This is a genomic window from Lyngbya sp. CCAP 1446/10, assembly GCF_026130175.1.
Classification (GTDB): domain Bacteria; phylum Cyanobacteriota; class Cyanobacteriia; order Cyanobacteriales; family Microcoleaceae; genus Microcoleus.
Genome location: NZ_JAIGNI010000032.1, coordinates 59,549 through 72,545 on the forward strand (window position 1 = coordinate 59,549; position 12,997 = coordinate 72,545).

Consider the following 12,997-nt stretch of genomic DNA (forward strand, 5'->3'; position numbering starts at 1 on the left):
GGGAAAATTGAGAGTGTTGCACGCTCACTGCATTGCTGCACCGGTTTGAGGGATTTCTTAACGTGGCAGTGGCGGGCGAGCAACGGAAAAGGTGGGAGGTTTTTTTAAGGACGATCGCTCCCAGATACCACTTTCCAGCAATCAGAGTTCTTTGGTTGTAATTCTGTTGGGGGGTATTTCGACGATCGCTCCCAGATACCACTCTCCTGAGTCAGAGATAAGTGAAAAACACAGAAATTTACAAGTTTAAAAGCGTTACAAAGACGAGTTCACAGCAACGCGAAACACATTAATCAAGCTTCTAAAATTTATTGTCTAAGTGAGAATTTCCCTTAGTTTAAACGTAAAAATTAATGTTTAGGTACTGATTTATCCGGTTAAAATTGCATACTTCTGCCCTATGAAAGCATTTTACGTTTGTTCCTGTCTAACTCAAAAATTGGGTGTATTTGAGATATTGTGGAACCTACCCAAAGCTTGTGAGGCTTGTGAGCGAGCAGAATGCCGTCCCACACTTGTTTAGAGCGATCGCCCGTCTCATAAAAAAATGTCTCGATTGCGGAACAGGCCTCTTCCAGTTCCGAGATACATTAGGGTGATAATACAAACAACCACTAATCACATTCTGTACAAATTATGAGCTTAATCCCTCCTTCCAAGCAAAAGTTAGAAATTGAAAATATTATCGCCCCTCGAACTGCTCTTGAGTTTACAGCATTTGTGGGACTAACAGTGTTAATTAGTTTGCTGACTGCGGGCAATTTATTCGGAGTTGGTGGTGTAGCGGCTGTTGGTTTTATCTGGTGGCGAGTCGATCGCCAGCGTGAAAAAAAACGTATTCAAACCTTATATACCCAAAATTTAGGTATTATCGTGGGAAAAGAACCCCCCACCGGGGTTAGAGGTTTAATCTTGTTACTCAGTCCCTATTCGCCGCGCAAACAAGAACTAAAAAATGAAGGTACGATCGCCCCGCTGATTGAATTGGTCATCAACACTGAGATAGAGAAACTCACTCAAGATGATTTCGATAGACTTGACTTGTTTAATTCTAATCTTTCCCCCCAAATCAAAGCTGTAGAATTTCATGCAAGCCAAGGAAACTTGCGAGATATTTGGATGATTAGTACAAAAAGTTACGAGACAAAGGAAGGTAAAAAAGTTAAAGGTTCCGAAGATTCAGCCCAAATTCTCAGTCAATACCTACGGTTTCAATACGGACAAAGCTTTGACATTAACTGGCAAGGCTTATCAGTCCTAGATTACGATTATCAAGGATTGTGGAGGTTAGCAGAGCAAATCTTCCGCGAGTCCGCTTATAAAGATGACGTGATAGTTGCCGATATTACTGGCGGGACAAAAATGATGAGCGTGGCTTTGTCTATGGCTTGCATTCCCCCAAAACGCCGAATGCAATATATGGATTCGCAGCGGGATTGGCAAGGAAATCCCTTGTCCGTTGGGGATATGCAGCCGATCGTAATTGATGTCGATCAGATTCTTTATTCTAGTTAACAGCCAGCCCAGCCGGGTAAGAACAATGACTGAAAAACCAAAACTTTCAACTCGCTTTCAAACAGCTTTAGTCTATGCCGCCCAACTCCACGCAAACCAAGTCAGAAAAGGTGGCGACATTCCTTACATCAGTCACCTTTTAAGCGTCGCAGCATTAGTATTAGAAGATGGTGGCGATGAAGATGAAGCCATCGCAGGACTTTTACACGATGCTATAGAAGACCAGGGAAGTACCGAAACTCGCGAAGCTATTCTGGTACAATTTGGAGAACGAGTTGCTAGTATCGTTGATGCCTGCACCGAATCTTGTACGATACCAAAACCACCTTGGCGCGATCGCAAGTTACGATACATTGAGCAAATGCGTCAAGCTTCCCCATCTGTGCTGCGGGTGTCAATGGCGGACAAACTGCACAACGCTCGTTCAATTTTAGCAGATCGCGATCGAGAAGGTGACGCAGTTTGGGATAAATTCAAGGGCGGAAAAGCAGGCACTTTGTGGTTTTACCGCAGTTTGCTGGAAATTTATCGGCACGGAGGTTCTAACTTCTTGTTCTCCGAAATCGAGCGCATCGTTGCTCAATTAGAAAAATCGCAATGACATCAATACGTTATTGATGGGAAGTTTCATAGAGGAAAGCTCCTTTTCCACAAAGCAGTCATAATTGCGCTTAGTCTCTCTGAGTTGATGATCAGTGAGAGGTTATTAAGTCAAGGAAATAGCGCAATTATGTCCATGCAATATGCTGCTGATTTTGACCAGAACCGAGAAGTTTTAGCAACATCCCTCGTTGAGGAATTTCTCAGGGTAGAAAACTTTCAGAGAGCTTGGGAAAAGGTAGCAGCTAATCAAGGCGCTGCTGGCATTGATGCAGAAACCATTGATGATTTTCGTCAAAATTTACAAACAAATCTCTTCCAGTTGAGAAAATCGGTTGCTAATAGCAGCTATCAAGCGCATCCCTGTAAACAAGTTTTAATCCCTAAAAATCAAGGCAGTTGGCGAGAATTAAAAATCCCAGCAGTCAGAGATAGAATTGTTCAGCAAGCTTTATTGAATGTTCTCGCCCCAATTTGGGAAACTAAGTTTTCTTGCTGTAGTTTTGCCTATCGCCCCAACCTGTCTTACTTGGATGCTGTGGAAGCAGTGGCTCGCTGGCGGGACTTGGGTTATAGTTGGGTACTAGATGCAGATATCGCTCAGTATTTTGATAATATTGACCACCAGCGGTTGTTAAGAGAGGTTAGGAAGCAAATCGACAATCCAGGCATTCTCTGCTTGATTAAATCTTGGATTGCGGTGGGGTTATTAACCCAAGACGGGGTTATTAGAACTGAGAAAGGGATTCCTCAAGGCTCTGTTATTTCGCCGATGCTTGCTAACATTTACCTGGATGATTTCGACAAATTTTTCTCGAATTCTGGTCTTCAGTTAGTCCGCTACGCCGATGATTTTGTGGTACTAGCTCGTACTAAAGAGCAAATTATTGGCGCTTACTCTCAGGTGGAACGATTGCTCAATTCTATGGGGTTGGCGCTGCATCCTGATAAAACTAGAATTACTAATTTTGACCGAGGATTTCGATTTTTAGGTCACGGTTTTTTGGAAAGTGCTATCTTTCCTCTGGAATCGCCTCAGAATCTGGTGCAGTTAGGAGCCAAACAGAGTAAAGCTAGTAAAAAAAAAGGCTCGCGCTCCCCATACAAGTCAAAGAGAAAGCAGAGGTAATCCCAATATCCTCTTTGAACCCTCCAGTTTGTGTAGAAAATATTGAATCTGAAAGCGAGCAAGCTCCTTCGAGAAATACTTGGAACAAAGACATGGCAACTATTTATTTGATTGAGCAAGGAACAGCGGTATATAAGGAAAATTTACGGTTTGTGATTTGGGTGGACGATGAGCCGAGAAAGGAAATTCCGATTCGCGAGGTTGAGCGAATTTTGGTATTTGGAAATATCCAAGTTTCGACTCAGGCTATTCATGCTTGCCTGCAAGAGCAAATTTTGATATTGTTTTTGAATTTATCCGGTTACTATAAGGGTCATCTATGGAATTGGGAATCCAGCCATCAGGCTAATGAATTGATGCAAATTGAGAAGCGCCAAGATGCCGCGTTTCAGTTACAAATCTCTCAAGCTATTGTGCGTGGAAAGTTGCTGAATTCTAAGCAGTTATTATTAAGGCTAAATCGGAAGCGAAAAGTAGCGGAAGTTGCCAGAGCGATCGCAGGTATTAATTCTGATATTGAGGCTCTGGCTACCGTTGATAATGTGGATAGTTTGCGCGGTTATGAAGGCATTGGTGCAGCGCGATATTTCCCCGCGTTAGGCAAGTTGATTGCGAATCCGAGCTTTAGCTTTTCTCTGCGACATCGCCAACCTCCTACCGATCCGGTCAATTCTTTATTAAGTTTTGGCTACACTCTGTTATTTAATAATGTTCTAAGCCTGATAGTGGCTGAGGGGCTATCTCCTTATTTTGCTAACTTCCACTATGGAGAAGACAAAAAGCCTTATCTGGCCTTTGACCTGATGGAGGAATTTCGCTCACCTATTGTTGATAGTTTTGTGTTGAAATTAATCAATAATTCGATTTTCAAGCCTACTGATTTTGAAAGGATTGTCAGTACGGGAGGAGTTTATTTAAGTTATGGGGCGCGGCGTGAGTTTATCGAGCAGTTTGAAAGGCGGATGAACGAACAGCTTTCTCATCCTGATTTACAATCTCAGGTTTCTTATCGAGAGGCAATTCAGTTGCAGGTTCGGCGCTATAAGCGTAGTTTGGTGCATGGCATTATATATGAGCCTTTTTTGAGAACAACGTAAAGCTGAGGCTTACTTCGTGGTTGTTGTAATGTATGACATTCCTGATGACAAAAGGCGTACCAAACTTTCTAATTTTCTGGAGGGCTACGGGCGCAGAATTCAGTGGTCAGTTTTTGAGTGTTTTATTAACTTGGATGAGATGCGACAACTACACCACAAGGTGAAAAAGCTGGTGAAGCCGGAGGAGGATGATGTTCGTTTCTACTGGATCTCGACTGAGGCTGCGTCGATGGTTTTGACGATCGGCAGCTCCAAGTCAGAACCGCCCCCAAACTATTATGTAATCTAGGTTTGAGCTAATATAGTGGTAGTTGACTGCTTCACCGACGCACTACCATGAACTATTGGCGGTGGTTGAATTGTCCGAGTGTGGCGATCGCTGCGAGCATAGGTTTTGACAGTGCCTTTTATCCCCAAAGCATTGCTAGATAAGGGTTATGGATGATAGCTACTGTGGAAGCTATGTCTACCTACGCACCTAATTATACTTAACTGGTGAATCAGGGAATGAGGTGCGTAGGTAGAGGTTTTTGTGTAGTCCCGTTCGAGGTTTAATCCGTCAAAGCCTTGCTAAATAAGCTTTTTGACATTTAAGAGAGTTTCTGTATGCTCATCGACGCACCTCAGCTAGTCTTCAAAAGCCTTATGTTTCCGTTGATGTGCGTCGATGCCTTACCAGGATGGGGTTTCAGCTATGTTTTTTTCCCGATTTGTGAGCGGCTCTATGCTAAAATTTGGAGGTGCGTCGATTTGACGGCTGAAATCCTTTCTGGGTATAGGCTCTGCGGCGAACTCCCTACCGATGGGTTTAAATCGGATTAGTTGGAAACTCATTGAGCGACTGGGTGTAGCCCATGTTTTCACCCTACCGATGGGTTTAAATCGGATTAGTTGGAAACAACTGAGACTGAGCCTCAGGAGGTGGGCAAGTAACCCTACCGATGGGTTTAAATCGGATTAGTTGGAAACCGTCGATGGTCCTTCAGAAGGACCAGGATAGTATGGCCCTCCCTACCGATGGGTTTAAATCGGATTAGTTGGAAACCAGTAGTGGTAAAACCACCTCCAAGCATAGCTACAACCCTACCGATGGGTTTAAATCGGATTAGTTGGAAACTCGCATATCCACTACTATGATTGGGTCTTTGGGGAATCCCTACCGATGGGTTTAAATCGGATTAGTTGGAAACATCCAGTCGTCATCTGGATAAATAGGTCCATTGACAACATCCCTACCGATGGGTTTAAATCGGATTAGTTGGAAACATTTGTTCCTGCCAAGGTTCTAAAAAAAGTTTACCCTACCGATGGGTTTAAATCGGATTAGTTGGAAACTTACAGCATCATCATCGCCATCAATTAGATCAAACATGCCCTACCGATGGGTTTAAATCGGATTAGTTGGAAACAATCAGCTGGATATGGAATATCATTTATCCATACGTATTTCCCTACCGATGGGTTTAAATCGGATTAGTTGGAAACCATTCAAAAAGGAAAATATTCAGTACATAAGCCCTACCGATGGGTTTAAATCGGATTAGTTGGAAACCTCATGATCCTCTTCCTCAAATTTAGTTTTAAACCCCTACCGATGGGTTTAAATCGGATTAGTTGGAAACGATGATGGGACAATTGCTATCGTAAGCACTAATGGCACCCTACCGATGGGTTTAAATCGGATTAGTTGGAAACTTGACCGTTTGACTCTTGGTCGTCTGCACAGTCATTCCCTACCGATGGGTTTAAATCGGATTAGTTGGAAACGTCTTTCCTCTAACCATTCCTCGGTTATTTGTGTACACCCTACCGATGGGTTTAAATCGGATTAGTTGGAAACTTAGCCACCACCGTACCTGTGTAGGTGTCATTGATTCCCTACCGATGGGTTTAAATCGGATTAGTTGGAAACTTTTATGAGTACGGTCTAGAGTTTAGTTTATGCTCCCTACCGATGGGTTTAAATCGGATTAGTTGGAAACGTTACGCCCGTAAATGATGCTGGCATCATAGTACCCCTACCGATGGGTTTAAATCGGATTAGTTGGAAACATGAAATCAGTAGCAAAGGAGGCATTACCTCTTCCCTACCGATGGGTTTAAATCGGATTAGTTGGAAACTTGGTGGTTGGGCGGGCTACGGCGGAAAATTGTCCCCCTACCGATGGGTTTAAATCGGATTAGTTGGAAACAAAAAGATGAGCCGGAATTCACTTGCATGGTCTGAGCAGAACCCTACCGATGGGTTTAAATCGGATTAGTTGGAAACTTTCTAATATCCTTTTGATATCAGCCGATTCTTCTTTACAAATCCCTACCGATGGGTTTAAATCGGATTAGTTGGAAACAGTAATGACATTCTGGACTTTGTAATTCGATTCACCCCTACCGATGGGTTTAAATCGGATTAGTTGGAAACTTTCTCTTTTCGGGTCTTAGCACAAACTTGAGTGGTGTGGCCCTACCGATGGGTTTAAATCGGATTAGTTGGAAATGGTTTAGCTTTGGGAGCATGGAAAAACCAAACATAACCCTACCAATAGGGTTCAAGCGGATTAGTTGGAAATGCTAGCAACATGACTGCAATATCTCGCAGATATACCGCCCTATTGAGCGGTTTAAATCGGATTAGTCGCAGCAATAAAAAAACCGCTCTTTGAGGCGGTTTTTCTTTGAGATAGCATAATTATCATTAATACCGATCGCCCCAAATTGACGAACTACCAAATCCAAATCACAATCGCCTCTGACAGCGCAAGCGATCGATCGCCACCAATAAAGCCGTAGAACCGATGTAGGTAGTGCCAAAACTCCAAGCAAAGCTAATAGTACCGACAAACGCACCGTGTAAAGGAGTAGGCGGTTCTAAAACCAGAGTTGCTTCAGCGGAAGAAGAGTGTGAATCGCCCTTTAAACCCTGTGTCCCCAAATTGCTAACATCCGCCGTTGCAAATAGCAATTGTCCCAGCGCCATATAGTACAACAAACCTTGAGCAATAAAAGCTAAAAAACGACCGCTGCGAGACATCCACTGACGGCTCCCCGTGAAATGTTTTTTATGGTCTAAATAAGCATCACTGAGGGAAGTGCCCTCCAAAATACCCGAACCCATCAAAGCAACAGCTTCAGTTATTGGAATTTGAGTCCCCAACATCGGAACGGCAATACCCGCACCTCCACTGAGCAAATACAGCAATAAATTGCTGGAAATGTAGGTAGAAACTAAACTAGCGATATAAAACGTACCCAATACCGCCACCGCTGCGTAATTAAACAAATCCGGCTGATTAACTGCAATTTCTTTCTTTTTATCTGTTTTCAACCTTTGGGTAGCGTTCGTTGTCAAACCATCATTGAGTTCGGCCCACTCCGGTGCTAAAGTGGGTTGACTGAATTCAGATCGTGCATTTTGACCATTGCTCAGCCTTGTAGCTGCATTACCGCGAATCCTGCTACCTAACATTTGTTTAGCATCCGTGCCTGGTATTGGCTGTTGATGACCATTTTTTCTGGGACGTTTTCTCTGATAATTCATAGGTGTTTGAGACAAAAAGGTTAATAAGTTTCAGACTGATTAGGATTAAGAACCTGCTACAGGACAGAGATGACGATCGACTAAACTCGGCTTCAGTACGGTAATTTTATTAGCATAAATCTGAGGTATATAGATAGAACCAGGCTCGATCTGATTCATCGTATCAGCTAAATTCTGAGGTAAGATATTCCCCGACAAACCCCGGTCAATTCCCCGAAAAGGGTGAGCAAAGCCTTGAGGAGTCAATCGAGCATTAAAAGGTTGAATTTTTCCCCAGCGTGATTCCCTTTCTTCTAAAACGGGTTGAAGGGTAATGCCTCTTTGCCAATCAGCAGCAGGCAATGTCACAAACAATATAACTTTTTGCTGCTGTGCGTTGTAGTAGAGGCGGTGCATGGGGGAAGCATCCAAACGTCCTGGCTGAACCTGCATTACCGTTTGTTTCTCAGCAATTGACCATTTTCCCCGGTTATCTTGTCGTACCCAAAAGAAACGGATAGCAGAATCATTGACGGGCAGCAATACTACAGCGCGACCTTGCAGAGGATTATTGAGTCGAGCCACAGGTAAATTTAGCTGTAGAGAGCTTGAATTCAGTTGCGGTTGCAGGTTATCTCCCAAATTGAAAGATTGGCAACGAGGGGAATTTGCAATGGTTGATACAGCTTTGATATAAGAACGCTCTACAGCTAATGGTGAGAGCGTTTGACAACCAACTACGATCGAGCTTAAAAGCAAAACTATCTGTATTTTTACTTTCATTTTTGAACCTAGCCCCCTCACAGAAACTTAACTAATCAAAATTTAATCTGTATAAGGAAAAGGAGATTTCCGGTTAAACTGATATTTTCTAAGCGTTACCAGGCTCTGCCTGAAAACCAGTTATTTTACCAATTATTTATAAAATTTTGAATAAAGTACAAGTAGGAAACGGCAATGCTGTGACGTTTCCATACTGTATTTCATACAATTTAAAAATTGGGAATTAGAGGTTAAATGGATTGAACAACACTTAAGATTGCTTGATCAACTTAACCACAAGATTAGCCAAAGCTTGCACCATTGGGCGACCGGAAACATCCTCTTCGCGTGTCAGGTGGTGAACAGTACCTGCTAGTAGCGGAAAATCAATATTAGCTTCATCAAGAAATCCCTGCCAATCTTTCTGGACGCTAATTTCATCCTCTATAGCATCATACTTACTATGAATTTCAGCAACCACTTTCAGATTTAAACGTTGACAAAATTCTCTCCATTCAGAAACTTTTGTTTCATCCCCCGATAAAATAACCGCGTGAGTTGCTTCTCCCATAACTCGTTCATTCTCAGGAGAGATTCTTCCGCCAACATCAATAATATTAATCGGTTGATTAGCGCTCTTTACCCAGCTAGCAACTTCCTTAGCCAATTCAGGACTGAAATCACCTTTGTTACTTAACTTGATGTCTTTTGTCGATTTTTCATCATTTTCGTAAGCTTCCTTATGCCAAGAACCTTCACCATCAGGACAAGCAGTAATCACATAAGGATAAGGTGCACCGAGAATCCCTAAAATTGCCTTTTTCAACCCATCTCGCAAACAAGATTTTCCTGAATGAGGAGGGCCGCACAGCACTACTTTAATCACAGTGCGTTCCATTTGCGACTCAGGAGTTTCGATCAAATCACCCACCTGATATTTCGATGAACCGTGAGTTATTGTCACAATATAAGTCTTATGTCCCTTCTTGCCAATCTTAGGGTCTAAAATGGCAATGGCTTCGTATAAGTGAGATAATCTATGACCAAGGGCGTAAGCTACGGGCACAGATTGAGGCCCGTCAATCATCAACACACCACCACCGGAGAGTTGTCCAGAGTCAATCATCTGACTTAATTGTTCCACCGCATCCCGCACAATACGATCGCCCTTAGCAGGTAAAACTCGGTTAAATCCAACCCTTAAAACATCGCCTTCCAATCTCATTTGGTAACTATACATAATTTCTACTTTGTACATTGACAACTAGAATTCTGACATTAACATGGAAAAGGAGGTTTCCAAACAGTGTTAATCTAGTGTAATTACCGAAAAACCAAGAAAGATTTATGCGTCCCCAATTTACCTACGCCCCTACCGTTAGATTTTTACAGGTGCTCGCACTAGGTTCTTTGAAACAAAACTTACCCAAAGCTGTACGGTTGTGGGTAATATTGCGATCGCTTTATGGTAGCGATAGCGATGATGTGAGGCTGAATTTGGGAGAACACTTTACTTATGAAGAATGGCGCAATCAGTTTTTTACTCAGGCCAACTCATTAGCTCGACAAAATCCTTCAGAGCAAGTCTACCACAAACGCGATGAAATTCCTCCTTTGCACGATCCCAACTGTCGTTGTGCAAAAAACATCACCGATTGGTTATTTGGGGGCGATTCAAGTCTTAGCATCTCCCAAGAAAATTGGCAGCAGTCTTTCTTACAAGTTTATCCAATTACACTGTCACAATTAGAACTATTTTTAGCTTCGGGAAACTTCCCTAAAGAGCCAGGAAGTATCAATAAACAGAAAGCTAAATCCAACTCTACAGAACCCCAAAAATCCTACGTACAGCCATTTCCCGACGGTCGTTTATTCGCAGTTACGGGCAAAAATTTGAAATATGATTTTGAAACACTAATTAAAATGGGTTGGCTAGAACCCACCAAAATTCAATGTTATCCTAAAAATACATACCTAAAAGTACACAAATTTCCCGTAATCGATAGTTTAAATGTTCAGAGCACTCCGGGAAACTTTATCACCCAGACTGATTTTACAGAAATTGCCGAAAACTACTGTCAACCGATTAACGGCGTTCAGCGATTTTTCATGCACGTTGAGTACGTTGTTTCAAAAGAAGCAATAGATCAAATTGGAAGTTGGCAGGAAAAGTTAAAAACAATTTGGGAGCAAACGCCAGTCCCTCCTATCAGAATTCAATACGATAGTGCTAGTTTGAATCGAGAAGGACAGCGGATTATTTATCCAGTTTGTATTTACTACTTCCACCGCGCGCCCTACCTTTGTGCTTTTGGGCAAAAACCGAAAAATAAAAATAATATCGGTTGGCATAACTATCGCTTAGATCGAATTCAAACCATAGAAACTTTAGATTGGAACAATGGGAATGTTCCAGAAATGTTAAAAAGTTTTATTACCAAACAACCGCCTTCGCCGGAAAACATTCAGATTCATTTAGCAGAAGCTTGGGGATTTGATTTTTATCAACCTAGACGGAAAATGTTGTTGCGCTTCGAGCGAGATTTTTATAGTCGCTATATAATCAACAGCTTTCGTCACGAGACTTTTACGTTTATCAATGCCAAGGCTGATTTTAAGAAGTTTATTCGAGAGTACGCTCCCAATCAAACAGAACGAGAACTTTTACTAGAAATCTTAGAAAGTTTACCAAACAAACCGGATGATGATGAATATCCTTATGCCTACTATAGCGCTGATTTTAGGATTGATGAGCAGAATTTAATCGATAATAACGTGATGATGCGCTTGAGAGCGTGGGGCCCCAAGGTAGAAGTTTTGCTACCGCTTGATTTGCGATCGCGCATTGCGAAAGACATGGAAGATACTTGGAAGCTTTACCAGGCTTAGTATTGAGTCCGTTCGGGGATGTTTGACGCGAGTTGGGCATTTGGCATAAAGGCGATCGTACTTCATACCCTTAACTATTCCCCAAACCCCAACACTTGGCTAGTTCCCCTAAAGATTTGACTGCTCGATCGGCCTTCTGAACTATCTTACCAGGATTCGGAGCTCGTCTTTCATAACCAGCATGATCGAGAGTATTCCGCAGAGTTCGCACTTCCTCCCACACAGCAATTAGTTGTCTCCTTTCCGGCCATTTGTGAATCTTTTTACCATATTCTGTGAGGTCTCTTAATGGTTTATTATTGCTAATCTCCCAAAGAGCCTTACTAAGAGCATCACGGGTAGATCGATTATCGATATCTACACTTCCCTCTAACTTATAATTAACAGCAGCTAACAACCATTCCCTCGCCAGCGTCATTGTTTCAATGATGCGATTGTTATTGTGATACCATTCAATGAGTCGAAACTGAGCTTGCAATGCTGCCTCAGTATCCCCATCTAAATTTCCCACAAAAGAACTGAATGTTTGAGTTACTTGTTGACGCAACATTTCAAAGGGTACAACTCGATTCGGCTGCTGTTTTTCAGCTTCTAACAAATCCTTGGCTAACGCCTCTGCTCCAATACCCAATTCTAGAGGTCGACAAAGTAAGGTAGCCAACGATACATCGAAAAGTGTATCTGCTGCCGTTTTATTAGCACCTGAGCGATCGCTGTTAGGATTGAGGAGTTGAGATAGCTGCCTTGCATCTCCTGTCTCAACAAATTGGGTACTAGCTGTAACCCAGTCTATCATCGATACGAATTCCGACAGATCAATGACGGGTGCTAATCCATTATTTTCAGATTTTAACTCAAGAGCACCATAATAAATCGCCTCAATCGTCACTTGTTTAGCTGCTTTGAGATAAGCCGCAAATAAGAAGACAAGGAAAGGGAGCGATCGCAAACCGTGAGTGATGTCAAAAATCACGCGATCCTCCGCCTCAATATGCCCTGTAATAATTGTGAATATCTGCCACATTTCCGCAGTATTATTACCAGTTGGAATATCAACAGCTTGAATCTTGGGGTCTCCGAGTGCTTCTAACACCCCCCAATTCGCAGTTTTAGCTTTTTCTGTTACACAGACTAACATCGAGTCATATTTGTCTGGCCCACAAAATTGCCGCAGCGCTTCTGGAAATACATAACCATCATATGTTTTCTCCTCACCATTTTCATCTTTAAAAGCGTAGGTAGTGGGCTTTGCAGGTCTTTCAGGAGTGCCAAGGGCGGGAGAAACTCCCAAAAAAGAGATGATTCTGAGACTCATAATTTAGCGTCGTTCCCCCAGGTGGGGCTAGTGATTTTTAATGCTGATTTGATGGCTTCAATGAATGGTTTTAATTGGTCTACCCCTTGACGTTGCCAGGGGGTGCGATCGGTGTGAAATACAGTGACTATTTCTAAGTATTGATTGTCCGGTAGTGGTAACATCCGATGCCAGAC

11 protein-coding genes and 1 CRISPR repeat array are annotated in these 12,997 nt (G+C 42.5%); of the genes, 6 read left to right on the forward strand and 5 right to left on the reverse strand.

The window, feature by feature from the left end; all coding sequences use genetic code 11:
* The first annotated feature begins 636 nt into the window (after positions 1 to 636).
* From K4039_RS15115 to cas2, 5 genes are all read left to right on the forward strand, one after another.
* Positions 637 to 1,515, forward strand: a complete 879-nt coding sequence (locus K4039_RS15115) for a hypothetical protein (protein WP_265236144.1) — start codon at positions 637 to 639, stop codon at positions 1,513 to 1,515.
* A gap of 25 nt (positions 1,516 to 1,540) precedes the next feature.
* The gene (locus K4039_RS15120; protein ID WP_265236146.1) at positions 1,541 to 2,116 is read left to right on the forward strand and encodes an HD domain-containing protein; all 576 of its coding nucleotides are present in this window, start codon (positions 1,541 to 1,543) and stop codon (positions 2,114 to 2,116) included.
* A gap of 129 nt (positions 2,117 to 2,245) precedes the next feature.
* The gene (gene ltrA / locus K4039_RS15125; protein WP_265236147.1) at positions 2,246 to 3,244 is read left to right on the forward strand and encodes a group II intron reverse transcriptase/maturase; all 999 of its coding nucleotides are present in this window, start codon (positions 2,246 to 2,248) and stop codon (positions 3,242 to 3,244) included.
* Between the two features lie 14 nt (positions 3,245 to 3,258).
* Positions 3,259 to 4,341: a CRISPR-associated endonuclease Cas1 gene (cas1, locus tag K4039_RS15130; protein WP_265236149.1), complete on the forward strand. Its 1,083-nt coding sequence runs from the start codon at positions 3,259 to 3,261 to the stop codon at positions 4,339 to 4,341.
* Between the two features lie 16 nt (positions 4,342 to 4,357).
* A complete protein-coding gene (gene cas2, locus K4039_RS15135) occupies positions 4,358 to 4,630 on the forward strand; it encodes a CRISPR-associated endonuclease Cas2 (RefSeq protein ID WP_265236151.1) in 273 nt (90 codons plus the stop codon).
* A gap of 505 nt (positions 4,631 to 5,135) precedes the next feature.
* A CRISPR array of direct repeats spans positions 5,136 to 6,908; the repeat unit is 36 nt; unit sequence CCCTACCGATGGGTTTAAATCGGATTAGTTGGAAAC.
* Positions 6,909 to 7,075: 167 nt separating this feature from the next.
* Here cas2 and K4039_RS15140 read toward each other — a convergent pair.
* The 3 genes from K4039_RS15140 to K4039_RS15150 all read right to left on the reverse strand — a co-directional run bounded on the left by K4039_RS15140 (position 7,076) and on the right by K4039_RS15150 (position 9,857).
* Complete coding sequence (locus K4039_RS15140; RefSeq protein ID WP_265236153.1) at positions 7,076 to 7,876, reverse strand: hypothetical protein; 801 nt, start codon at positions 7,874 to 7,876, stop codon at positions 7,076 to 7,078.
* A gap of 45 nt (positions 7,877 to 7,921) precedes the next feature.
* Entirely contained in the window at positions 7,922 to 8,638 is a 717-nt protein-coding gene (locus tag K4039_RS15145) for a hypothetical protein (RefSeq protein ID WP_265236155.1), read from the reverse strand.
* A 250-nt stretch (positions 8,639 to 8,888) separates the two neighbouring features.
* Positions 8,889 to 9,857 (reverse strand): CRISPR-associated protein Csx3, encoded by a 969-nt coding sequence (locus tag K4039_RS15150; RefSeq protein ID WP_265236157.1) that lies wholly within the window; start codon positions 9,855 to 9,857, stop codon positions 8,889 to 8,891.
* Between the two features lie 107 nt (positions 9,858 to 9,964).
* On the opposite strand from K4039_RS15150, the gene K4039_RS15155 reads away from it, so the two are divergent.
* Positions 9,965 to 11,506, forward strand: coding sequence for a TIGR03985 family CRISPR-associated protein (locus K4039_RS15155; RefSeq protein WP_265236159.1), 1,542 nt, complete (start codon positions 9,965 to 9,967; stop codon positions 11,504 to 11,506).
* Positions 11,507 to 11,576: 70 nt separating this feature from the next.
* Here the strand turns inward: K4039_RS15155 and csx2 are convergent, their stop codons facing one another.
* Both csx2 and K4039_RS15165 read right to left on the reverse strand, forming a co-directional pair.
* Complete coding sequence (csx2, locus tag K4039_RS15160; RefSeq protein ID WP_265236161.1) at positions 11,577 to 12,821, reverse strand: TIGR02221 family CRISPR-associated protein; 1,245 nt, start codon at positions 12,819 to 12,821, stop codon at positions 11,577 to 11,579.
* Positions 12,818 to 12,985: a hypothetical protein gene (locus tag K4039_RS15165; protein WP_265236163.1), complete on the reverse strand. Its 168-nt coding sequence runs from the start codon at positions 12,983 to 12,985 to the stop codon at positions 12,818 to 12,820. The genes csx2 and K4039_RS15165 overlap by 4 nt, the downstream gene beginning before the upstream one ends.
* Positions 12,986 to 12,997 lie beyond the last annotated feature (12 nt).

Coding starts and splice junctions, on each gene's coding strand:
- K4039_RS15115 (WP_265236144.1), top strand. CDS start 637: ATGAGCTTAATCCCTCCTTCCAAGCAAAAGTTAGAAATTGAAAATATT.
- K4039_RS15120 (WP_265236146.1), top strand. CDS start 1,541: ATGACTGAAAAACCAAAACTTTCAACTCGCTTTCAAACAGCTTTAGTC.
- ltrA (WP_265236147.1), top strand. CDS start 2,246: ATGTCCATGCAATATGCTGCTGATTTTGACCAGAACCGAGAAGTTTTA.
- K4039_RS15140 (WP_265236153.1), bottom strand. CDS start 7,876: ATGAATTATCAGAGAAAACGTCCCAGAAAAAATGGTCATCAACAGCCA.
- K4039_RS15145 (WP_265236155.1), bottom strand. CDS start 8,638: ATGAAAGTAAAAATACAGATAGTTTTGCTTTTAAGCTCGATCGTAGTT.
- K4039_RS15150 (WP_265236157.1), bottom strand. CDS start 9,857: ATGTATAGTTACCAAATGAGATTGGAAGGCGATGTTTTAAGGGTTGGA.
- K4039_RS15155 (WP_265236159.1), top strand. CDS start 9,965: ATGCGTCCCCAATTTACCTACGCCCCTACCGTTAGATTTTTACAGGTG.
- csx2 (WP_265236161.1), bottom strand. CDS start 12,821: ATGAGTCTCAGAATCATCTCTTTTTTGGGAGTTTCTCCCGCCCTTGGC.
- K4039_RS15165 (WP_265236163.1), bottom strand. CDS start 12,985: ATGTTACCACTACCGGACAATCAATACTTAGAAATAGTCACTGTATTT.